Annotated in this window: 17 protein-coding genes; 8 read left to right on the forward strand and 9 right to left on the reverse strand. The window is 73.7% G+C overall.

What is annotated here, in order from left to right:
- Positions 1-91: 91 nt before the first annotated feature.
- From G7Z13_RS10635 to G7Z13_RS10645, 3 genes are all read left to right on the forward strand, one after another.
- A complete protein-coding gene (locus tag G7Z13_RS10635) occupies positions 92-1,543 on the forward strand; it encodes an FGGY family carbohydrate kinase (RefSeq protein WP_165998148.1) in 1,452 nt (483 codons plus the stop codon).
- Between the two features lie 128 nt (positions 1,544-1,671).
- Entirely contained in the window at positions 1,672-3,405 is a 1,734-nt protein-coding gene (locus G7Z13_RS10640; protein WP_165998150.1) for an ABC transporter ATP-binding protein, read from the forward strand.
- Positions 3,405-5,333: an ABC transporter ATP-binding protein gene (locus G7Z13_RS10645; RefSeq protein ID WP_165998152.1), complete on the forward strand. Its 1,929-nt coding sequence runs from the start codon at positions 3,405-3,407 to the stop codon at positions 5,331-5,333. Before G7Z13_RS10640 ends, G7Z13_RS10645 begins: the two co-directional genes overlap by 1 nt.
- A gap of 49 nt (positions 5,334-5,382) precedes the next feature.
- Here G7Z13_RS10645 and G7Z13_RS10650 read toward each other — a convergent pair whose 3' ends face one another.
- From G7Z13_RS10650 to G7Z13_RS10670, 5 genes are all read right to left on the reverse strand, one after another.
- Positions 5,383-6,603, reverse strand: coding sequence for an RNA polymerase sigma factor (locus tag G7Z13_RS10650; RefSeq protein ID WP_166004838.1), 1,221 nt, complete (start codon positions 6,601-6,603; stop codon positions 5,383-5,385).
- A 140-nt stretch (positions 6,604-6,743) separates the two neighbouring features.
- Positions 6,744-8,648 (reverse strand): DNA primase, encoded by a 1,905-nt coding sequence (dnaG, locus tag G7Z13_RS10655; RefSeq protein ID WP_165998154.1) that lies wholly within the window; start codon positions 8,646-8,648, stop codon positions 6,744-6,746.
- A gap of 124 nt (positions 8,649-8,772) precedes the next feature.
- A complete protein-coding gene (locus G7Z13_RS10660) occupies positions 8,773-10,038 on the reverse strand; it encodes an FAD-dependent oxidoreductase (protein ID WP_165998156.1) in 1,266 nt (421 codons plus the stop codon).
- A gap of 125 nt (positions 10,039-10,163) precedes the next feature.
- A complete protein-coding gene (locus G7Z13_RS10665) occupies positions 10,164-11,429 on the reverse strand; it encodes a deoxyguanosinetriphosphate triphosphohydrolase (protein WP_165998158.1) in 1,266 nt (421 codons plus the stop codon).
- A gap of 92 nt (positions 11,430-11,521) precedes the next feature.
- Positions 11,522-12,286, reverse strand: coding sequence for a sirohydrochlorin chelatase (locus tag G7Z13_RS10670; RefSeq protein ID WP_165998160.1), 765 nt, complete (start codon positions 12,284-12,286; stop codon positions 11,522-11,524).
- 135 nt (positions 12,287-12,421) lie between these two features.
- On the opposite strand from G7Z13_RS10670, the gene G7Z13_RS10675 reads away from it, so the two are divergent.
- Positions 12,422-13,099 carry an ElyC/SanA/YdcF family protein gene (locus tag G7Z13_RS10675; RefSeq protein WP_165998162.1) on the forward strand — a complete coding sequence of 226 codons (678 nt, stop codon included), beginning with the start codon at positions 12,422-12,424 and terminating at the stop codon, positions 13,097-13,099.
- A 101-nt stretch (positions 13,100-13,200) separates the two neighbouring features.
- Positions 13,201-15,540 carry a molybdopterin oxidoreductase family protein gene (locus tag G7Z13_RS10680; RefSeq protein ID WP_165998164.1) on the forward strand — a complete coding sequence of 780 codons (2,340 nt, stop codon included), beginning with the start codon at positions 13,201-13,203 and terminating at the stop codon, positions 15,538-15,540.
- Positions 15,541-15,546: 6 nt separating this feature from the next.
- Here the strand turns inward: G7Z13_RS10680 and G7Z13_RS10685 are convergent, their stop codons facing one another.
- Positions 15,547-15,987: a gamma-glutamylcyclotransferase family protein gene (locus G7Z13_RS10685; RefSeq protein ID WP_240926172.1), complete on the reverse strand. Its 441-nt coding sequence runs from the start codon at positions 15,985-15,987 to the stop codon at positions 15,547-15,549.
- 109 nt (positions 15,988-16,096) lie between these two features.
- Between G7Z13_RS10685 and G7Z13_RS10690 the strand changes: the two genes are divergently transcribed.
- Positions 16,097-17,722 carry a M4 family metallopeptidase gene (locus G7Z13_RS10690; RefSeq protein ID WP_165998168.1) on the forward strand — a complete coding sequence of 542 codons (1,626 nt, stop codon included), beginning with the start codon at positions 16,097-16,099 and terminating at the stop codon, positions 17,720-17,722.
- A 20-nt stretch (positions 17,723-17,742) separates the two neighbouring features.
- Here G7Z13_RS10690 and G7Z13_RS10695 read toward each other — a convergent pair whose 3' ends face one another.
- Positions 17,743-18,225: a DUF6644 family protein gene (locus G7Z13_RS10695; protein WP_165998170.1), complete on the reverse strand. Its 483-nt coding sequence runs from the start codon at positions 18,223-18,225 to the stop codon at positions 17,743-17,745.
- Complete coding sequence (locus G7Z13_RS10700; protein ID WP_165998172.1) at positions 18,222-18,923, reverse strand: hypothetical protein; 702 nt, start codon at positions 18,921-18,923, stop codon at positions 18,222-18,224. The genes G7Z13_RS10695 and G7Z13_RS10700 overlap by 4 nt, the downstream gene beginning before the upstream one ends.
- 90 nt (positions 18,924-19,013) lie before the next feature.
- On the opposite strand from G7Z13_RS10700, the gene G7Z13_RS10705 reads away from it, so the two are divergent.
- The gene (locus G7Z13_RS10705) at positions 19,014-19,916 is read left to right on the forward strand and encodes a LysR family transcriptional regulator (protein WP_165998173.1); all 903 of its coding nucleotides are present in this window, start codon (positions 19,014-19,016) and stop codon (positions 19,914-19,916) included.
- 28 nt (positions 19,917-19,944) lie between these two features.
- On the opposite strand, the gene G7Z13_RS10710 is transcribed toward G7Z13_RS10705, so the two are convergent.
- Positions 19,945-20,607 carry an NAD(P)H-dependent oxidoreductase gene (locus G7Z13_RS10710; RefSeq protein ID WP_165998175.1) on the reverse strand — a complete coding sequence of 221 codons (663 nt, stop codon included), beginning with the start codon at positions 20,605-20,607 and terminating at the stop codon, positions 19,945-19,947.
- 288 nt (positions 20,608-20,895) lie between these two features.
- Here G7Z13_RS10710 and G7Z13_RS10715 point away from each other — a divergent pair, with 288 nt between their 5' ends.
- Positions 20,896-21,414, forward strand: coding sequence for a hypothetical protein (locus G7Z13_RS10715; protein WP_165998177.1), 519 nt, complete (start codon positions 20,896-20,898; stop codon positions 21,412-21,414).
- Positions 21,415-21,576: the final 162 nt, after the last annotated feature.

Raw genomic sequence — 21,576 nt, forward strand, 5'->3', positions numbered from 1 at the left:
CGCGTCCTTGCCCCCAGGGGGAGACGGGCACCCGTCCCCCCTGGGGGCGACCCGGCTCGAGCCCGCGCGGCGCTACGGCACAATCATGCGTATGGGGATAGTCGCCGGGTTGGACAGTTCACCCGATTTCACTCGTATCGTCGTCTGCGACACGGACACGGGGGCCGTGCTCAGGCAGGGATATGCCCCCCATCCGCTGGAGAGCCCCGACGGCGGGCGACCCAGTGACGTCGATCCACAGGCCTGGCTGCTCTCCCTCGGCGAGGCCGCCGCCGGCGGCCTGCTGGAGGGCGTCCAGGCCATCGGCGTCTCCGCGCAGGCGAACGCGGTGATCCCGCTGGACGCGCAGGGCAACACCGTGCGCCCCGCGATGACCGGCGGCGACAAGCGCGCGCAGGTCGCGGCGGCCGATCTGGTCGACGCGCTCGGCGGCCGGGAGGCCTGGGCGCAGGCCGTCGGCTGCGTCCCGCAGGCCGCGCACCCGGTCACCAAGCTGCGCTGGCTCGCGAAGAACGAGCCGGACGCCGCCGCCCGCACCGCCATGCTGATGCAGGCCCACGACTGGCTGGTGTGGCAGCTGCTGGGCCGCCCGGTCCGCCGCACCACCGACCGCGGCGGCGCCTCCGGCACCGGTTACTGGTCCGCCGCCACCGGCGCCTACCGGCCCGAGCTGGTCGAGCTGGCGCTCGGCCGGCAGGCGATGCTGCCGGAGGTCATCGGACCGTCGGACGCGGCCGGTACGACCCCGGAGGGGCTGCTGATCTCCGCGGGGACCGTCGAGACCATGGCCGCCGCGTTCGGACTGGGCCTGGGGCTCGGGGACGCGGTCGTCTCGCTCGGCGCCTCCGGGTCCGTCATGGCCGTCCACCCCGAGGCCCTGTACGACCCGTCGGGCACCATCACCACGCTGGCCGACGCCACCGGGATGCACCTGCCGGTCGTCACCACGCTGAACGCGGTGCGCACCCTGCGCGGCACCGCCGAACTGCTCGGCCTGCCGGACCTGGAGACCCTGTCCGACCTGGCGCTGAAGTCGACGCCCGGCGCGCACGGGCTGGTGCTGCTGCCGTACCTGGAGGGCGAGCGGACGCCGGCGCTGCCGCACACCGCGGGCACCCTGGCGGGCCTGCGGCGCGAGTCGATGAAGCCGGAGCACCTGGCGCGGGCCGCGTTCGAGGGCATGCTGTGCGGGCTCGCCGACGCGCTGGACGTGCTGCGCGGGCGGGGCGTGGAGGTGCGGCGGATCTTCCTGCTGGGCCCGGCCGCCGGGCTGCCCGCGGTGCAGGCCGCGGCGCCGTCGCTGTTCGGCACGCAGGTCGTCGTACCGCAGCCGGCGGACTACGCGGCGATCGGCGCCGCCCGGCAGGCCGCCTGGGCGCTCGGGGTGTCGCAGGGCACCCTCGACCCGCATGTCCCGCCGGCCTGGCAGGGCGCGGTGGCGCAGGTGCTGGAGCCGGGCGAGGAGCTGGCGGTGGGTCAGGCGGTGCGCCAGCAGTTCGTGTCGGTGCGGGAGCAGACGCACCCGGGGGCGTTCCGGCCGTGAGGCCGGCGTGGCGCGCCGCGGGGCCGCCCGATGGGTTAATCGGTTGAGGTAACGCGGGTGGAGTGTCCGACGATAGGGGCCAGGGGCAACCACCCGGCCCCTCTCGCCGCCGACTCCGAGAGACCAGCGTGCTGATACGACTCCTGCGGACCTACCTCAGGCCCTACCGAAAACCCATCGCCGTGCTGGTGCTGCTGCAGTTCCTGCAGACCTGCGCGACCCTCTACCTGCCGACCCTGAACGCGGACATCATCGACAACGGTGTCGTGTACGGGGACACCGGCTACATCCTGACCTTCGGCGCCCTGATGATCGGCATCTCGCTGGTCCAGGTCGTCTGCAACATCGGCGCGGTGTACTACGGCGCCCGCACGGCCGCCGCGCTCGGCCGGGACGTGCGGGCCGCCGTCTTCGACCGGGTGCAGTCCTTCTCCGCGCGTGAGGTGGGCCACTTCGGCTCGCCCTCGCTGATCACCCGGACCACCAACGACGTCCAGCAGGTGCAGATGCTGGCGCTGATGACGTTCACGCTGATGGTGTCGGCGCCGATCATGTGCGTCGGCGGCATCGTGATGGCGCTGGGCCTGGACGTGCCGCTGTCCGGGGTGCTGGTCGCCGTCGTACCCGTGCTCGGCATCTGCGTGACGCTGATCGTGCGGCGGCTGCGGCCGCTGTTCCGGACCATGCAGGAGCGGCTGGACACGGTGAACCGGGTGCTGCGCGAGCAGATCACCGGCAACCGGGTGATCCGCGCCTTCGTCCGCGACGCGTACGAGGAGCAGCGGTTCCGCGACGCCAACGCCGAGCTGACCGAGATGTCGGTGGGCACCGGCAACCTGCTCGCGCTGATGTTCCCGATCGTCATGACGGTGGTGAACCTGTCCTCCATCGCGGTGGTGTGGTTCGGTGCCCACCGGATCGACAGCGGGGGGATGCAGATCGGTGACCTGACGGCCTTCCTCGCCTATCTCATGCAGATCGTGATGTCCGTGATGATGGCCACCTTCATGTTCATGATGGTGCCGCGCGCGGAGGTCTGCGCCGAGCGGATCCGCGAGGTGCTGGACACCTCCTCCAGCGTGGTCCCGCCGGCCGCGCCGGTGACGGAGCTGCGCCGGCACGGGCATCTGGAGATCCGCGGCGCGGGCTTCCGCTACCCGGGTGCCGAGGAGCCGGTGCTCAGGGCCGTCGACCTGGTCGCCCGGCCCGGCGAGACGACCGCCGTGATCGGGTCCACGGGCAGCGGCAAGTCCACCCTGCTGGGGCTCGTCCCGCGGCTGTTCGACGCGACGGACGGCGAGGTGCTGGTCGACGGCGAGGACGTACGGACGATCGACCCGGCGGTGCTCGCGAGGACCGTCGGCCTGGTCCCGCAGAAGCCGTACCTGTTCGCGGGGACCGTCGCGACCAATCTGCGCTACGGCAATCCGGACGCCACGGACGAGGAGCTGTGGCACGCGCTGGAGGTGGCGCAGGCCAGGGAGTTCGTGGAGCGGCTGGAGGGCGGCCTGGACGCGCCGATCGCGCAGGGCGGCACGAACGTCTCCGGCGGTCAGCGCCAGCGTCTCGCCATCGCGCGCACGCTGGTGCAGCGCCCGGAGATCTACCTCTTCGACGACTCCTTCTCCGCGCTCGACTACGCCACCGACGCCGCCCTGCGCGCCGCGCTGTCCCGGGAGACGGCCGAGGCGACCGTGGTGATCGTCGCCCAGCGGGTGGCGACCATCCGCGACGCCGACCGGATCGTCGTCCTGGACGAGGGCCGGGTGGTGGGCACCGGACGGCACCACGAGCTGATGGCGGACAACGAGACCTACCGGGAGATCGTGCTCTCCCAGCTGACGGAAGCGGAGGCTGCCTGATGGCCGGGCCCATGGGGCGGATGATGGCCGGGACCGGACCGGATCACCGCTCGCTGGACTTCAGGGGGTCGGGCCGGCGGCTCGTCGCGCGGTTCCGGCCCGAGCGGTTCACGATCTACGCGCTGCTGCTGTGCGTGCTGTTCAGCGTGGCCCTGTCGGTGGCCGGTCCGAAGATCCTCGGGGAGGCCACCGACCTGGTGTTCGCGGGCATCGTCGGCCGGGAGATGGAGCCGGGCGCCTCCAAGGAGCAGGTGCTGGAGGCGATGCGGGAGCGCGGCGACGGGGACGTCGCGGACATGCTGCGCTCCACCGACTTCACGCCGGGCGACGGCATCGACTTCACGGCCGTGGGCCACGTCCTGCTGTTCGCGCTGGCCGTGTTCGTGGTCGCGGGGCTGCTGATGGCGGTGGCGACGCGGCTGGTGAACCGGGTCGTGAACCGGACGATGTACCGGATGCGCGAGGACGTGCAGACGAAGCTGTCGCGGCTGCCGCTGTCGTACTTCGACAAGCGGCAGCGCGGCGAGGTGCTGTCCCGCGCCACCAACGACATCGACAACATCGGGCAGACCCTCCAGCAGTCGATGGGCCAGCTGATCAACTCGCTGCTGACCATCATCGGCGTGCTCGCGATGATGTTCTGGATGTCGTGGATCCTCGCGCTGGTCGCGCTGGTGACGGTGCCGCTGTCGCTGTACGTGGCGACGTGGGTCGGCAAGCGGTCGCAGCCGCACTTCGTGCAGCAGTGGCGGTCCACCGGCACGCTGAACGCGCACATCGAGGAGATGTACACCGGGCACACCCTGGTGAAGGTGTTCGGGCGGCAGGAGGAGTCGGCGCGGCAGTTCGCCGAGCAGAACGAGGCGCTGTACGAGGCCGGGTTCCGGGCGCAGTTCAACAGCGGCGTCATGCAGCCGCTGATGATGTTCGTGTCGAACCTGAACTACGTACTGGTCGCGGTGGTCGGCGGGCTGCGGGTGGCGTCGGGGTCGCTGTCGATCGGTGACGTGCAGGCGTTCATCCAGTACTCGCGGCAGTTCTCGATGCCGCTGACGCAGATCGCGTCGATGGCGAACCTGGTGCAGTCCGGGGTGGCGTCCGCCGAGCGGATCTTCGAACTGCTCGACGCGGAGGAGCAGTCGGCGGACCCGGTGCCGGGCGTGCGGCCGGAGGAGCTGCGCGGGCGGGTCGCGCTGGAGCGGGTGTCGTTCCGGTACGACCCGGACACGCCGCTCATCGAGGACCTGACGCTGACGGTGGAGCCGGGGCAGACGGTCGCGATCGTCGGCCCGACCGGCGCGGGCAAGACCACGCTGGTCAACCTGTTGATGCGGTTCTACGAGGTGACCGGCGGGCGGATCACCCTGGACGGCGTGGACATCGCGACGATGTCGCGGGACGAACTGCGCTCCGGGATCGGCATGGTGCTCCAGGACACCTGGCTGTTCGGCGGCACCATCGCGGAGAACATCGCCTACGGGGCGGCCCGGGAGGTCACCCGCGGCGAGATCGAGGAGGCGGCGCGGGCGGCCCACGCCGACCGGTTCATCCGCACCCTGCCCGACGGCTACGACACCGTGATCGACGACGAGGGCTCCGGGGTCAGCTCCGGTGAGAAGCAGCTGATCACCATCGCGCGGGCGTTCCTGTCCGATCCGGTGATCCTGGTGCTCGACGAGGCGACGAGTTCGGTCGACACCCGTACCGAGGTGCTGATCCAGAAGGCGATGGCCAAGCTGGCGCACGGGCGTACGTCGTTCGTCATCGCGCACCGGCTGTCGACGATCCGGGACGCGGACACGATCCTGGTGATGGAGAACGGGTCGATCGTCGAGCAGGGCGCGCACGCGGAACTGCTGGCGGCGGACGGCGCCTACGCGCGGCTGTACAAGGCGCAGTTCGCGCAGGCGGTCGCCGAGGTCGACTAGCGGCGCGAGGTGGGGGGGGCCGCTCTCGCCGCGGGAGCGGCCCCCTTCCTCAGTCCAGGTAACCGCGCAGCTGGCCCGCGAAGGCGTGGTCGCGCAGTTTGTTGAGGGTCTTGGACTCGATCTGGCGGATCCGTTCCCGGGTCACGCCGAAGATGCGGCCTATCTCCTCCAGGGTGCGCGGGCGGCCGTCGACCAGGCCGTAGCGCAGCTGCACGACCTTGCGCTCGCGCTCGCCGAGGGTGGACAGGACCGCCTCCAGGTGCTCCTTGAGCAGCAGGAACGCGGCGGACTCCACCGGGGAGGCGGCGTCGCCGTCCTCGATCAGGTCGCCGAGCGCCACGTCGTCCTCCTCGCCGACGGGGGCGTGCAGGGAGACGGGCTCCTGGGCGAGCCGCAGCACCTCGCTGACCCGCTCGGGCGGCAGGTCCAGGTGGGCGGCGACCTCGGCGGGCGTGGGCTCGTAGCCGCGTTCCTGGAGCATCCGCCGCTGGACGCGGACCACGCGGTTGATCAGCTCGACGACGTGCACCGGGACGCGGATGGTGCGGGCCTGGTCGGCGAGGGCGCGGGACATGGCCTGGCGGATCCACCAGGTGGCGTAGGTGGAGAACTTGTAGCCGCGGGCGTAGTCGAACTTCTCGACGGCGCGGATGAGGCCGAGGTTGCCCTCCTGCACCAGGTCGAGCATGGTCAGTCCGCGGCCGACGTACCGCTTGGCGACGGACACCACCAGCCGCAGGTTCGCCTCGATCAGCCGGCGCTTGGCCATCCGGCCCATGACGACGAGCCGGTCCAGGTCGAGGGCGAGCCGGCTGTCGAGGTCGGGGGTGGTGAGCAGTTTCTCCTCGGCGAACAGGCCGGCCTCGACGCGGCGGGCGAGTTCCACCTCCTCGGCTGCGGTGAGCAGCGGGATCCGCCCGATCTCCCGCAGGTACTGCCGGAACAGGTCGGAGGTGGGGCCGCCGGTCTCGACGGCCCGGCCGGGCGCCGGCTCGACGGCCTCGGCCTCGGGTTCCGCTTCGGGTTCCGCCTCGGCTTCCGCTTCCGGCTCCGGGCCGGCCTCGGCGTCGGGCGGCGGGCCGGGCTCGGGCCGCGTCCGCGGCCGGGTCTCCGGGTGGTGCGCCGCACGGCTCTGCGGGGGGACGGCCATCAGCACGTCCGGCTCCGCGTCGGGCTCCGCGGTGGTGGGGCTGTCGGTAGGGACGAGGGTCTGGGTCTGCACGGGGGCGACCTCCAGGTGATCGCTGCTGAGGTGGCGGACCGCGGGCAGGGACCCGTGGGGGGACGGACCGGCCGCGCTCCGAGGACTCAGGCACCGCACCCAGTGTGGGGTAAGACACATCTCCGCCACGAGGGGCGTGCGCGCACTTTTTGAGTCCGGTGCGTGACCGGTCGGTTACTCAGGCGCGATCACAGCGCCGCGGCGCCGTGTTCCCGCAGCGCCTGGCCGTACTGCTGGAGGACCCACAGTTCGTTCTGGACGGCGGCCAGCCGGGCGGGGTCGCCGCCGGTGGCGAGGCGGGTGAGGGTGGACTGGATGTCCTGGATGCGGCGGTCGACGGCGCGGCGGCGGACCCAGACGAGCTGTTCGCCCGCGTACGCCTCATCGACCGTGCGGCGCATGATCGCCTCGACGGCCAGCTCGGTGACCATGGCGCGAACCGTGTCGTCGGGCGCCGCCTCGCGGACCCGGACCAGATACTCCTGCGGGTCGCGCGTGCCGTACTCGACGCCGCCCGCGTCGAGGATGGCCTGGCGTACGGCCGCGTAGGGCGGGGCGGTGAACTCGTCGACGCCGTACGCGTCGAACGCCGGGCAGACCAGCTCCGGGCGCTGGAGGGCGAGTTTGAGCAGCTCGCGTTCGGTGGCGTAGACCGGGTTGCGCAGGTTGAGCGCCGGGCCGGAGGCGGTGGGGCGGGGGGCCGCGTCGTACGACGGCTGCCGCGGGCCGCGGGCGGGGGCCGGGCCCTTGCCGCCGCGGTCGCGGGCCCAGCGGGCCAGCTGGGCGACCCGCTTCACCACGAACTGGGTGTCGAGGATGCCGAGCATGCCGGCGAGCTGCACGGCGACCTCGTGCTGGGCGCCGCTGTTCTTGATCCGGGCGACGACCGGCGCGGCCTCGTCGAGCGCCGCCGCGCGGCCGGCCGGGGTGTCGAGGTCGTAGCGGGAGACGATCTGGCGCAGGGCGAACTCGAAGAGCGGGGTGCGCGGTTCGACCAGGTCGGCCACGGCCTCGTCGCCCTTGGCCAGGCGCAGGTCGCACGGGTCCATGCCGTCCGGGGCGATGGCGATGTACGTCTCGGCGGCGAACTTCTGGTCGTCCTCGAAGGCGCGCAGGGCGGCCTTCTGGCCGGCCGCGTCACCGTCGAAGGTGAAGATCACGCGGGCCGAGCCGTTGTCCATCAGCAGCCGTCTGAGGATCTTGATGTGCTCGCCGCCGAAGGCGGTGCCGCAGGTGGCGATCGCGGTCGTCACCCCGGCCAGGTGGCAGGCCATCACGTCCGTGTAGCCCTCGACGACGACTGCCCGGCTGGTCTTCGCGATCTCCTTCTTCGCCAGGTCGATGCCGTAGAGCACCTGGGACTTCTTGTAGATCGCGGTCTCGGGCGTGTTGAGGTACTTCGGCCCGTTGTCCGCCTCGTACAGCTTGCGGGCGCCGAAGCCGACGACGTCGCCGCCGATGTCGCGAATCGGCCACATCAGCCGGCCGCGGAAGCGGTCGATGGGACCGCGGCGGCCCTCCTGGCTGAGCCCGGAGAGGATCAGCTCCTTGTCGGTGAAGCCCTTGCCGCGCAGGTAGCGGGTGAGGTGGTCCCAGCCCTGCGGGCTGTAGCCGACGCCGAAGTGGACGGCGGCGGCCTGGTCGAAGCCGCGCTCGGCGAGGAAGATCCGGCCGGTCTCGGCCTCGGGGCTGGTCGCGAGCTGTTCCGCGTACCACTCGGCGGCGATCTTGTGGGCCTCGACCAGGCGGATGCGCTCGCCGCGCTGGTGGGCGGGGTTGTACCCGCCCTCCTCGTAGCGCAGCGTGATGCCCGCCTGTGCGGCGAGCCGCTCGACCGCCTCCGAGAAGGTGAGGTGGTCGATCTTCATCACGAACGTGATGGTGTCGCCGCCCTCCTGGCAGCCGAAGCAGTGGAAGAGCCCTTTGCTGGGGCTGACCTGGAAGGACGGCGACTTCTCGTCGTGGAACGGGCACAGCCCCTTGAGGTTGCCGCCGCCCGCGCCCCGCAGCTGGAGGTACTCGGACACCACGGCGTCGATCGGGACCGCGTCCCGTACCGCCTTCACGTCCTCGTCGTTGATCCGTCCAGCCACGCGTGAATTCTACGGGGGCGCACCGACAACTCCGGGTCGCCGATGCGCCTCGCGGGGCCGCGGGGAACTGCGCGACCAGGCACAGTCGACCCGCACCCGCCCCACGACGGAACCCGGCGGACGCCTACGCGCCCAACGACTCCAACGGCACATGGGGAGACGACAGCGCCTCCACGTCCACCCGCACCGCGGAGCGGACCAGCCGCTGGATCTGCTCTGTGACGTCCCACACGTTCACGTTCATCCCGGCCAGCACCCGCCCCTCCTTCACCCAGAACGCGATGAACTCCCGCTTGCCCGCGTCACCCCGGATCACCACCTGGTCGTACGAGCCGGGCGGTGCCCACCCGGAGTACTCCATGCCCAGGTCGTACTGGTCGGAGAAGAAGTACGGCACCCGGTCGTAGGTGACGTCCTGCCCGAGCATGGCCCGCGCCGCCGCGGGGCCGCCGTTCAGCGCGTTCGCCCAGTGCTCGACCCGCATCCGGGTGCCGAAGAGCGGGTGCGGGAAGGCGGCGACGTCACCGGCCGCGTGGATGTCGGGGTCGGACGTGCGCAGCCGCTCGTCGACCACGATCCCGCCGCCGTGCGCCCGGTCGGCGATCTGCAGCCCGGCCGCCTCGGCGAGCGCGGTGCGCGGCGCGGCGCCGATCGCGGCGAGCACGTCGTGCGCGGGGTGCTCCTCGCCGTCGTCCGTACGGGCCGCGAGCACGACGCCGTCCTGCCCGACGATCTCCGTCAGCCGTACGCCGAAGTGGAAGCGCACCCCGTGTTCGCGGTGCAGCTCGGTGAAGAGCTGGCCCAGCTCGGGGCCGAGCACGCCGTGCAGCGGGGTGGGCTCCGGCTCGACGACGGTGACCTCCGCGCCGTACTCGCGGGCCGCCGCCGCGACCTCCAGGCCGATCCAGCCGGCGCCCGCGATCACCAGGTGTCCGTTGTCCCGGCCGAGGTGGGTGAGGACACCCTTGAGCCGTTCGGCGTGGGCGAGGCGGCGCAGGTGGTGCACGCCGGCCAGGCCGGTGCCGGGGACGTCCAGGCGGCGCGGTTCGGCGCCGGTGGCCAGCAGCAGCTTGTCGTAGCGCACGACCGTGCCGTCCTCGCCGAAGCGGACCGTCTTCGCGGCGCGGTCGATCGCGTCGACGGTCTGCCCGAGGTGCAGTTCGATGTCGTGCTGCGCGTACCAGGCGGGCTCGTGCACGAAGACGCTCTCGCGTTCGTCCTTGCCGAGCAGGAACCCCTTGGACAGCGGCGGCCGCTCGTAGGGGTGGTCGCGCTCGTCGCAGATCAGTATCACCCGCCCGGTGAAGCCCTCCGCGCGGAGCGTCTCGGCCGCTTTGGCGCCGGCGAGCCCTCCTCCGACGATGACGAATGTCTGATCCGCGTCGACCACTTGATGCCTCCTCGTCACTGTGCCGCCGGATGCGAGCCTCCCGCACGGAGCGTGAGGGGGGAAGAGGGGGTGACCCGATCAGGCCACGCAGGGTCACATCGAGGGACCGGCGGGCGCCCCGGATGTCACGTACGTCCCGTCAGTCTCGCGTGCAGCGAGCGGGCGGAGGCGTCCGTGAGGGAGGCGATCTGGTCGACGATCACCCGTTTGCGGGCCCGGTCGTCGGGGGCCTGGTCGAACAGCGCGCGGAACTGCGGGTCGAGGCCGTCCGGGGCGCGGGCGGTGAGCGCCTCGGCGAGTTCCACGACGACGATCCGCTGGTCGGCGCGGAGCCGGGTCTGCTCGGCGCGCTGCATGACGTACCGGTCGGCGACCGCCTTCAGCACCGCGCACTCCAGCCGCGTCTCGCGCGGGACGACCAGCTCGGCGCCGTAGCGGGTGAGCCGGCCGCCGCCGTACGCCGCGCGGGTGGCGGCCTCGGCGGCCAGGCAGAAGCGGCCGATGAGCTGGCTGGTGGCGTCCTTCAGGCGGGCCTGGGCGACGGCCGAGCCGTCGTAGCCGTGCGGCCACCACTCCTGGTCCTGGAGGCGGTCCAGGGCGGCGGCGAGTTCGGCGGGGTCGGTGCCGGCGGGAACGTACCGGCCGACGGCCACGCGGAAGATCTCCTCGCGTTCCGGTTCGGCGTGCAGGAGGTTGGGGTCGATGTGGCCGGCGTGCAGACCGTCCTCGACGTCGTGCACGGAGTACGCCACGTCGTCGGACCAGTCCATGACCTGGGCCTCGAAGCAGGTGCGGGTGCCCGGGGCGGCCTCGCGGACCCAGTCGAAGACCGGGCGGTCGTCCTCGTAGACGCCGAACTTGGGGGACGCCGGGTCGGTGGGGTGGGCGCCGCGCGGCCAGGGGTACTTCGTGGCGGCGTCGAGGGTGGCGCGGGTGAGGTTGAGGCCGACGGAGCCCTGCGGGGTGAACCGTTTGGGCTCGATGCGGGTGAGGAGCCTGAGCGACTGGGCGTTGCCCTCGAAGCCGCCGCAGTCCTCGGCGAACTCGTTGAGGGCCGCTTCGCCGTTGTGGCCGAAGGGCGGGTGGCCGAGGTCGTGGGCGAGGCAGGCGGCCTCGACGAGGTCGGGGTCGCAACCCAGGGCCGCGCCGAGTTCCCGGCCCACCTGGGCGCACTCCAGGGAGTGCGTGAGGCGGGTTCTGGGGCTGGGGTCCCAGGCGTTCGCGCCGCGCTCGCCGGGCGTGACGACCTGGGTCTTGCCGGCGAGGCGTCTGAGGGCGGACGAGTGCAGGATGCGGGCGCGGTCGCGTTGGAAGGCGGTGCGGCCGGGGCGTTTGTCGGGCTCGGGGGCCCATCGTTCGGTTGCGGCTGCGGGGTACGTGGTGCCTTCCATGTGTCGACAGTATGCGCAGATGCGTCTGCCGGGATGGTGTGCGTCCGCGGGTGCGGGTTGTTTCGGGCTGGTCGCGCAGTTCCCCGCGCCCCTCAACGAGTTGCAGCGAGCGCGGGTTCGAGAGTTCCCCGAGTTGCCGCTTCGTCGTAGCGGTGGAGGAGGAGTTCCGCCATCAAGGGGTGGGCGCCCAAGGGGTCCGCGGCGATGTGCGGGGCCGCGGACGCGCACTGTGTCGCGAAGCGGCCGGGGGCCGTGAAGTAGGAGGCGAGGGCTATGCGGTGGCGGCCCCTGGCGCGGAGGGAGCGGACGGCCGCCTCGACGGTGGGGGTCGCGGCGGAGGCGTAGGCGGGGAGCACCGGGACGCCGAGGCGGGCCGCGAGGAGGGCGGCCGTGCGGCCGGTGTCGGTCGCGGACTCGGGGTCGCGGGAGCCCGCGGCGGCGAGGATCACGGCGGAGGCGCGGCGTTCGGCGTCCGTCGCCGGGGGACGCCAGCCGGCCTCGGTGAGGCGGGTGTGGAGGGTGGCGGCGAGGAGGGGGTGCGGACCGAGGGGGGCGGCGAGGCGGGTGCGGGCCGGGGCGGCGGCGGCCATCTTGGGGATGTCCTGTTTGACGTGGTAGCCGCGGCCGAGCAGGAGCGGGACGAGGACCGCCTCGCGGTCGCCGAGGGCGGCGAGCGTGTCGGGGAGGAGGGGCTCGTTCAGCTCGATGTGCCCCAGGTGGACCGGCAGTCCGGGGCGCAGCGCGCGGACCCGGTCGAGGAGGGCGCGGACGGTGGCGAGGGCGCGCGGGTCGCGGCTGCCGTGGGCCACGGCGACGAGCGCGGGCGGGCCGGGGGCGGGGCTGAGCTGGCTGTCCATGCGTCGAGGGTGGCGCGCAGACGTTGCCGGGCCGTTGCCTGGGCGTCACGGGCGTTTTCCGTGGGTTCACGGCGGGGGGCGGGGGTGGTGTGAGGGGGACGCAACCGGGGCGGCTCGCCTTCCGTCCCTTTCGGTATGAAATTCGTACGACCGCGTCTTCCCCGCACCGTGGCCGGCCGGCGGCGGCTGGTGCAGGCCGTGATGGCGGGGTGCGTGCTGGCGCTGCTGCCGTCGACGTGGCTGTACGTGTCGACCGCCGACCGGCTGCGGACGACCGCCGACGTGCCGCGCACCGAGGTCGCCGTGGTGTTCGGCGCGGGGCTGTGGAACGGGGAGCCGTCGCCGTATCTGGCCCACCGGCTGGACGCGGCGGCCGAGCTGTACCGGGCGGGACGGATCGAGGTGGTCCTGGTGACCGGCGACAACAGCCGGGAGGACTACGACGAGCCGGACGCGATGCGCGCCTACCTGACCCGGCACGGCGTCCCGGACGCGCGGATCGTCAGCGACTACGCCGGCTTCGACACCTGGGACTCCTGTGTGCGCGCCAGGAAGATCTTCGGTGTGGACGAGGCGGTGCTGATCAGCCAGGACTTCCACATCCGGCGGGCGGTGGCGCTGTGCCGGGAGGCGGGCGTCGCGTCGTACGGCGTCGGGGTGCCCGCGAAGCGGGACGCGACCTGGTACTACGGCGGGGTCCGCGAGGTCTTCGCGAGCGGCAAGGCGGCGCTGGACGCGGTGTTCGAACCCGATCCGCGGTTCCTCGGACCGGAGGAGCCGGGGGTCGGGCGGGCGCTGGCCGACGCGCGGTAGCGGGCCCTCACGGTGGCGCCGGGGCGGCCGGGAGGTCGCCGTGCGGCACGTGTAACAGGGGGCCGTCGCGGACGTAACACGGCCCGCCGACCCTGGAGGGCATGAACAGCACCCCGACGCCCACCCACTGCCCGTACTGCGCCCTGCAGTGCGGGATGAACCTGTCGCCCACCCCGGACGGGGGCGTCGAGGTGCGGGAACGCGCCGACTTCCCGGTGAACCGGGGAGCGCTGTGCGGCAAGGGCCGCACCGCGCCCGCGGTGCTCTCGTCGCGGGTGCGGCTGACCTCGCCGCTCGTGCGGGAGGGCGGCGCGCTGGTGCCCGCCTCCTGGGACGAGGCCCTGGACCGGATCGCGGACGCGCTGCGGCGCACCCGCGCGGAGCACGGCGCGGACGCGCTCGGGGTGTTCGGCGGCGGCGGGCTGACCAACGAGAAGGCGTACACGCTCGGCAAGTTCGCGCGGGTGGTGCTGGGCACCTCGCAGATCGACTACAACGGCCGGTTCTGCATGTCGTCCGCCGCGGCGGCCGGGATGAGGGCGTTCGGGCTGGACCGGGGGCTGCCGTTCCCGCTGGAGGACATCCCGAGGAGCGGCTGTGTGATCCTCGTCGGCTCCAACCTCGCCGAGACCATGCCGCCGTCGCTGCGGTTCTTCACCGAACTGAAGGAGAACGGCGGCACGCTCATCGTCGTCGACCCGCGCCGCACGAAGACCGCCGAGCAGGCCGACCTGCACCTGGCGCCCCGGCCCGGCACCGACCTCGCGCTCGCGCTGGGCCTGCTGCACCTGGTGGTCGCCGAGGGCCGCACCGACGAGGCGTACATCGCCGAGCGGACCACCGGCTGGGAGGAGGCGCGGGCCGCCGCCATGGCGCACTGGCCGGAGTACGTGGAGCGGATCACCGGGGTGCCGGTGCCCGAGCTGCGGGAGGCGGTACGGATGTTCTGCGCGCCCGAGTCCGCGATGGTGCTCACCGCGCGCGGGCCCGAGCAGCAGTCCAAGGGTACCGACACGGTCGGCGCGTGGATCAACCTGTGCCTGGCGACCGGGCGGGCGGGCCGGCCCCACAGCGGCTACGGCTGTCTGACCGGGCAGGGCAACGGGCAGGGCGGGCGCGAACACGGCCAGAAGGCCGACCAGCTGCCCGGCTACCGCAAGCTGGACGACCCGGCGGCGCGGCGGCACGTGGCCGAGGTGTGGGGGGTGGACCCGGACTCGTTGCCGGGGCCGGGGCGCAGCGCCTACGAGCTGCTGGACGCGCTCGGCACGGACATCCGCACGCTGCTGCTGATGGGCTCCAACCCGGTGGTGTCGGCGCCGCGCGCCGCGCACGTCGAGGAGCGGATCAGGTCGCTGGACTTCCTCGCGGTGTGCGACGTCGTGCTGTCCGAGACGGCCGAACTGGCGGACGTGGTGCTGCCGGTGACGCAGTGGGCGGAGGAGACCGGGACGACCACCAACCTGGAGGGGCGGGTGCTGCTGCGGCGGCGGGCGATCACCCCGCCGGAGGGGGTGCGCAGCGACCTGGAGGTCCTGCACGAGCTGGCCGCGCGGCTGGGCGTGGAGAAGGGGTTCCCGACCGACCCCGAGGAGGTCTTCGAGGAGCTGCGGCGGGCGAGCGCGGGCGGGCCCGCGGACTACTCCGGGATCACCTACCGCCGGCTCGTCGAGGAGAACGGGGTGTTCTGGCCGTGCCCGGCGGAAGAGGTGGGCGCGGCGGGGGACGCCGTGCCGGCCGCAGATGCTGTGCCGGCCGCCCGCTCCGGGGGCCTCGCGGACGCCGATGCCGTGCCGACGGCCGCCGATTCCGCGGGCGCCGCGGAGGCCGGTGCCGTGCCGGCCGCGAGTTCCGGGGGCGCGACGGACGTCGGCGTCGGGCCGTCGGATTTCGAGGACGCCTCGTTCGACGTGGCCGGGGACGATCCCGCCCGGGACGGCGAGGTGGGTGCCGTGCCACACCCCGGCACCCCGCGTCTGTTCCTCGACCGGTTCGCCACGCCGGACGGGCGGGCCCGGTTCGTGCCCGTGTCGCACCGGGCGGTGGCCGAGGAGCCCGACGACGAGTATCCGGTGCTGCTGACCACCGGCCGGGTGGTCGCCCAGTACCAGTCCGGGGCGCAGACCCGGCGCGTCGACGAGCTGAACGCCGCGGCGCCCGGCCCGTTCGTGGAGCTGCACCCGCGGCTGGCGGCGCGCCTGGGCGCGGCCGAGGGCGATCCGGTGGCCGTCGTCTCGCGGCGCGGCCGGGCCGTCGCACCGGCGCGGATCACCCACGCCATCCGCCCCGACACGGTGTTCATGCCGTTCCACTGGCCGGGCGAGGGACGCGCCAACACCCTCACCAACCCGGCGCTCGACCCGACGTCGCGGATGCCGGAGTTCAAGGCGTGCGCGGTGCGGCTGGAAGCGGTGCCCGCGGCCGGCACGGCGGAGGACTGACCCCGGCTACGTCCGCCGCGCCCGCCAGTCGCCGCTCTCGATGCGCCTGCCCGAGGCGCGCAGCCGGGCGGCGACGGGGGGTGCGGCCAGGTAGACCCAGGCCCGCACGACGGTTTCGTCGGTGTCGCGGGCGGCCTCGCGGGCGACCCGGTCGTAGAGGTTGCACGGATCGCCCGGTGCCCGGTACTCCTCCAGCCGGTCGAGGACGGCGAGCAGTTCGCCGTAGCTCTCGTCGTGCGCGGTGACCAGCTCGCCGCGGATCACCCCGCCGGGTTCCTCGACCGCGTACGGGTAGCCGGGTCCGTCGTAGAGGACGGCGCCGGGCAGGCGGGCGGGCTCCTGCGCGCGGGTGCGGCCGCGCAGGAACAGCTCGTGGTGGGGTTCGCCGGGGCGGAGGGTGCCGTAGACGAAGAAGGGCAGCCGGAGACGGGTCCGCGCGGAACTCACAGAAGCGATTCTCTCCCCACACACACCTCCACGTCCTCCCCCTGGCTCTGGCATGTCCACGCCCCCTTGAATCTTGGTCACCCTCAGTGTGACCAGTTCAAGGAGCCCCATGAGCCGGATACGGCCGTACGCCCTGGCCGCCACGACCACCGCCGCCCTGCTGGCCACGGCGCTCTCCCCCACCGCGGACGCGGCCGGCCGGCCCGCGCGGGCCGCCGCGCCGGCGGACGCCGCCGCGATCCTCGTCGAGCGCGCCGCGAGCCTGGGCCTCGGCGCCGGTCAGGAGATGCGGGTGCGGGACGTCGTCATCGACGCGGACGGGAGCCGGCACATCCGCTACGACCGCACCTACCGCGAACTGCCCGTGCTGGGTGGCGACTTCGTCCTGCACCTCTCCCCCGACGGCGACTACGAGGGCGCCGACCGCGCGACGACCGCGTCCGTCGCCCTGCCGAGCGTGACACCGGCGCTGTCCGCCCCGAAGGCCGCCGACGTGGCCGCGCACGCGCTGCGGGCCGCGCACCCCGGCGAGCCCCTGCGGCGGCTCACGGCCAGGCCGCAGCTGGTGGTCGACGCGCTGCACGGCACGCCGCGGCTGGCCTGGCGCACCCGGGCGGCCGCCCTCGACGCGCGCGGCAACCCGGTGGCGCGGACGGTGCTCACGGACGCGCGCAGCGGGGCGCGGATCGACGCCTGGGACACCCTGGAGTCCGCGGCCGGGGACGGGCGTTCGCTGTACGGCGGGACGGTCCCGCTGGAGACCACCCCGGCCGGCTCTACGTACGCCCTGAAGGACCCGGTGCGCGGCGGCACCCACACCGGTGACGCGGCGAACCAGACGGACCTGTGCCTGCTGGGCACCCTCTGCGTCAGCCGCGCACCTTCGACCGTGTTCACCGACGCCGACAACCACTGGGGCGACGGCACGGCCGCGGACCGCGCCTCCGCGGCGGTGGACGCCCAGTACGGCACCGCCGTCACCTGGGACTACTTCAAGGCCCGGCACGGCCGCGCGGGCATCGCGGGCGACGGCAAGGGCTCGTACAACCGGGTGCACTACGGCAACCGCTACAACAACGCCTTCTGGGACGACAGTTGCTTCTGCATGACGTACGGCGACGGTGACGGGACGACGTTCGGCCCGCTGGTGTCGCTGGACGTGGCCGGGCACGAGATGAGCCACGGCGTCACCTCCACGACCGCGAACCTGACGTACACCGGCGAGTCCGGCGGCCTCAACGAGGCCACCTCCGACATCTTCGGCACCCTCGTGGAGTTCCACGCGGCCAACGCCGAGGACCCCGGCGACTGGCTGATCGGCGAGAAGATCGTCCGCCCCGGCTTCGCCCGCGGCGCCCTGCGCTTCATGGACCGCCCTTCCCGCGACGGCGCATCCCCCGACTGCTGGAGCCCCGCGGTCGCCGCCCTCGACGTCCACCACTCCTCCGGCATCGGCAACCACTTCGCCTACCTGCTGGCCGAGGGCAGCGGCCCGAAGACCCTGGGCGGCGTCGCCCACCACTCCCCCACCTGCGACGGCAGCACGCTCACCGGCCTCGGCCGCGCCCGGCTGGGCGCCGTTTGGTACCGCGCGCTGACCGTCTACATGACGTCCTCCACCACCTACACCGGCGCCCGCACCGCGACCCTCAAGGCCGCCGCGGACCTGTACGGCACGGGCAGCGCCGAGCACCGGGCGGTGGCGGCGGCGTGGAGCGCGGTGGGCGTGAACTGACCCCGCCGCGCGGCGGGCCGTCAGGTGTACGCCAGCAGGCGGCCCGCCGCGACGACGGCGGTCCAGGTGAGGAGGGAGACGGTGGCCGCGGCCTTCGCGGCGCGGGGCGGCGGGGTGGTGGTGTCCCAGCGGTGGACGGTCCGGTAGGTGGTGGTGTGGAAGACGGCGACGTTGAGGGCGGCGACGAGGAGCAGACCGAGTTTCCAGAGGGCGGCCGCGCTGGAGCTCACGGTGGCGGCGCCGGAGACGAACATCAGCGAGCCGCTGACGAGGGCGAGCAGGAGGCCGAACCGGGCCGGCGGGAGCAGATGGCGGGCGGCGACGGTGACCGGCAGCAGGTCACGGCCGATGCCCAGCAGCCGCAGGTCGAAGGCCACCGCCGGACCGACCAGCAGCGCGATCCCCAGAATGTGGACGATCTCCAGGGACGCGTAGAGGAAGGGTGTCGTGCGGACGGCCTCGGCCAGGACCGATCCCTCGAGGCGGGAGAAGAAGTCGTTCACCGCTCCGGCCCGGCGGTCCGGCCGGCGCGGCGGACGACGTGGAAGCCGCCCGCGACGACCACGAGGAGCAAGCCGCCCCCCGTCAGCAGCCAGACGGTCACGGCGGACGGGCGGCCGGAGGACGGCACGGCGGACGAACGGCCGGAGGACGACCCGGCGGACGCCGGGGCCGACGCCGCGCCGCCGGCCGGCGCGCTGGCCGGTGCGGGTGGTTCCGGCAGGGGGACCGAGCGCTGCCGGATCACCCGGCCGTCGGCGCGGACGATCAACTCGGGTCGCAGTTCGTCGTCGTGGTCGCGGTCCGGATAGCCGACGACCTGAAGTCGCTCCCCCGTCTCCAGCCGGCCCTCCAGGCCCCAGGCCGAGAGCCGTTCGACCGGCGCGAGGACGAGGGTCAGCCGCGTGCTGTCGCCGGGGTGGGCGCGGGTCGCCGCCAGGACCTCACGGCCGCCGATGTCCTCCAGCTCCGCGGGCAGCTCCCGGTCCGTCCAGCCGGGCGGCACCCGCCTGCTGTCCACCCGGAGGGTCACCTCGGGGTGCGGATTCCCCCACGCGACGTCGGCGACGGTGCCGGACGCGTAGAAGGGCGTGGTGGTCTCGTAGTGCTCCCAGCCGTGGTGGGCGGCGGCCGGCGCGGCCGGTGCCAGGGCGAACGGGAGGGCGAGCGCGAGGGCGGCGAGGGGTCGGAGTCGGCGCATGGCCGCAGTGTGGTCGGCGGATGCGCGCCGCCCGGCGTTTGTTCGGCGGATCCGGCGTCAGTGATTGCCCGGTCGTATGAATATGACCCCATGAACCTCGAACAGCTGCACTGTGTCGTCGTGTTGGCGGAGGAGCTGCATTTCGGCCGCACCGCCCGCCGTCTCGGGGTCCGGCAGCCCACCGTCAGCCAGCACGTGCGGAGGCTGGAGGACGAGCTGGGCGTCTCCCTGTTCGACCGGAGCACCCGCGAGGTCACCCCCACCGCGGCCGGCCGCGCCTTCGTCGCCGAGGCCCGCCACGCCCTGCGGTACGTCGAGCGGGCCCGCTCGGCGGCTCGGCGGACCGCGCGGGGCGAGGTGGGCGAGCTGTCGCTGGGATTCGTCGGGTCCGCGGTGCCCGAACTCCTCCCCCGTCTGCTGCGCGGCTTCCGCCGGGCCCGCCCCGGGGTCGAGGTGCGGGTCCAGGAGTTGCCCAGCGCACGGCAGGTCGAGGAGCTGTTCGCCGGGCGCCTCGACATGGGCATCCTGCATGCCTTCGAGGCGAGTTCGATGCCCGAGGGGCTGACCGGCGAGGAGGTCTTCCGGGACGCCCTGGTCGCGGCGCTCCCCCGCCGCCACCCCCTGGCCGCCCAGGCCCCGCTGCCCGTCTCGGCCCTCGCCGGCGAGCCGTTCGTCCTGTTCCCCCGCCACCTGGGGCCGGCCCTGCACGACCGCGTCACCCGGCTGACCCGGGCGGCCGGATTCGAGCCGCGGGTGGTGCAGGAGGCGGCCCATATGCAGACCATCGTCGGGCTGGTCGCCGCCGAGACCGGCGTGTCGATCGTGCCGCGCACGGTGGCGCACCTGCGTCAGCCCGACGTCGAGTTCCGCCGGCTGGCCCCCGAGCCCGAGCCGCTGTCGATGTGGCTCGTGTGGCGGCGCGGGGAGGCCAGCCCGGTGGTGCGCGCCTTCCGCGCGGTGGTGACCGACGCGGAGGCGCCGCGGGAGCGCTGACCGTTCCGTACAGGCGGTCCGGGGGGGGCTAACTCCCGTACGGACGCCGTCGCTTCGCCTCGCGCAGGGAGTGGCCCCACCACACCAGCTGGTCCAGCATCGTCCTCGCCGCCGCCTCGGGGGCGGCCGGGTCCTTCAGGCGGCCGTCGGGGGTGAAGGCACCGGCCGCGTGCGAGAACGAGACGGTGTCGCGGACGGTGACGGCGTGCAGCTCCGCGAAGACCTGGCGCAGGTGCTCGACGGCGCGCAGGCCGCCGGAGATGCCGCCGTAGGAGACGAGCGCGACGGGCTTGGCGCGCCATTCGGTGACGTGCCAGTCGATGAGGTTCTTCAGGGCGGCGGGGAAGGAGTGGTTGTACTCGGGGGTGAGGATCACGAAGGCGTCCGCCGCGTCGAGCCGGGCACCGACCGGGCCGGCGTCGGCGTGCGGGCCGGGTTCCATGGTCGTGGGCAGGGTGACGTCCGCGACGTCGACGACGTCGGCGACCAGGTCGTCCCGCTCGCGGATGCGCTCCAGCAGCCAGTCGGCGACGACGGGGCCGAAGCGGCCGTGGCGGTTGCTGCCGAGGACGACGGTCACCTTCAGGGGCGGCTCGGGCGGCTCGGGCGACTCATGGGTCCCGGTGGCCGCGGTGGTCGCTGCGGTCGCTGCGGTCGCCGCGGTCAGGGTGCGGGCGGTTGCGTTCTCCATGCCGCACAGGCTCGTACCTCGACCTTGGTTGAGGTCAAGTCCGTCCGGTCCGCAGGCCCGGTCACCCGTTCACACGTTTCCCGTGCACCCTTCGGGTCGTCTTGCCGCACGCCCCGCCGCGCGCCGGTGACCTGCCGAAACGAGCCGTGGAGCGAGGGCGCGCCGGCCGGCCGCTGCACCCGTTCACCGTATTTCTGACGCTCCATCAGCAAGCGCGCTCGCGCCGCTGCCACTTACCTCGGAAGTGCACGGCACCCGACAGCTCCACTCCACCGAGGGGGAACCCCGATGCGCCGTATCGCCCGGCTGCTGACCGGCACCGCGCTCGCCGTCGCCGCCGTGGGCCCGCTCGCCGCGCCCGCGTACGCCGGCGACTCCGGCGGCCTGGAGGTGTACCCGTCCTCGGTGGTGCCGGGCGGCTCGGTCAGCGTGAACACCACGGCGTGCGGGGCCGACGACGCCGCCGTGGGCGACGCCAGCGCCGTGGGCTCCGGGCACTTCACGCTGGCGCCCAGCACCCACGAGGGCAACGCGATCGGCCAGTTCCGGGTGCCGCCCAGCGCGCAGCCGGGGACGTACGAGATCGTCGCGCGGTGCGCCGGGGACGGCCGGGAGGTCCGGGGCGACCTGGTGGTCACGCTGACCTCGGCCCAGCCGGTGCATCCCCGGGGAAGTGTGAAGACGGGGGTCGGCGGCGCACTGGGCCCCGACCCCGTGCAGACCGCGGCCGGCGTGGCGGCTCTGGCCGTCGCCGCCGCGGGCGGTACCTGGCTCCTGCATCGCCGGGCGAGAGGCGACGGGATCTGACGGGCACCCTCCGCTGTCCGTCCGCCGGTACCGCAACGCCCCTCCCCCTCCGGGTCCGACGCCCCTCGCGGCCCGGAGGGGGTACGGGCCCGGCCATCCGTTCCCTCCGGTCCCCACCGGTGCCGGCAGTGCCACCGGTGCACCGGTCCCGTCGGCCCAGGG

The sequence above is a fragment of the Streptomyces sp. JB150 genome (assembly GCF_011193355.1).
Classification (GTDB): Bacteria; Actinomycetota; Actinomycetes; order Streptomycetales; family Streptomycetaceae; genus Streptomyces.

What these genes read in the sequence shown, in the direction of transcription:
- G7Z13_RS10635 (WP_165998148.1), top strand. Translation starts at nt 92, where the DNA reads ATGGGGATAGTCGCCGGGTTGGACAGTTCACCCGATTTCACTCGTATC.
- G7Z13_RS10670 (WP_165998160.1), bottom strand. Translation starts at nt 12,286, where the DNA reads ATGGACAGCCAGCTCAGCCCCGCCCCCGGCCCGCCCGCGCTCGTCGCC.
- G7Z13_RS10645 (WP_165998152.1), top strand. Translation starts at nt 3,405, where the DNA reads ATGGCCGGGCCCATGGGGCGGATGATGGCCGGGACCGGACCGGATCAC.
- G7Z13_RS10710 (WP_165998175.1), bottom strand. Translation starts at nt 20,607, where the DNA reads ATGGAGAACGCAACCGCCCGCACCCTGACCGCGGCGACCGCAGCGACC.
- G7Z13_RS10665 (WP_165998158.1), bottom strand. Translation starts at nt 11,429, where the DNA reads ATGGAAGGCACCACGTACCCCGCAGCCGCAACCGAACGATGGGCCCCC.
- G7Z13_RS10705 (WP_165998173.1), top strand. Translation starts at nt 19,014, where the DNA reads ATGAACCTCGAACAGCTGCACTGTGTCGTCGTGTTGGCGGAGGAGCTG.
- G7Z13_RS10690 (WP_165998168.1), top strand. Translation starts at nt 16,097, where the DNA reads ATGAGCCGGATACGGCCGTACGCCCTGGCCGCCACGACCACCGCCGCC.
- G7Z13_RS10675 (WP_165998162.1), top strand. Translation starts at nt 12,422, where the DNA reads ATGAAATTCGTACGACCGCGTCTTCCCCGCACCGTGGCCGGCCGGCGG.
- G7Z13_RS10680 (WP_165998164.1), top strand. Translation starts at nt 13,201, where the DNA reads ATGAACAGCACCCCGACGCCCACCCACTGCCCGTACTGCGCCCTGCAG.
- G7Z13_RS10715 (WP_165998177.1), top strand. Translation starts at nt 20,896, where the DNA reads ATGCGCCGTATCGCCCGGCTGCTGACCGGCACCGCGCTCGCCGTCGCC.
- G7Z13_RS10700 (WP_165998172.1), bottom strand. Translation starts at nt 18,923, where the DNA reads ATGCGCCGACTCCGACCCCTCGCCGCCCTCGCGCTCGCCCTCCCGTTC.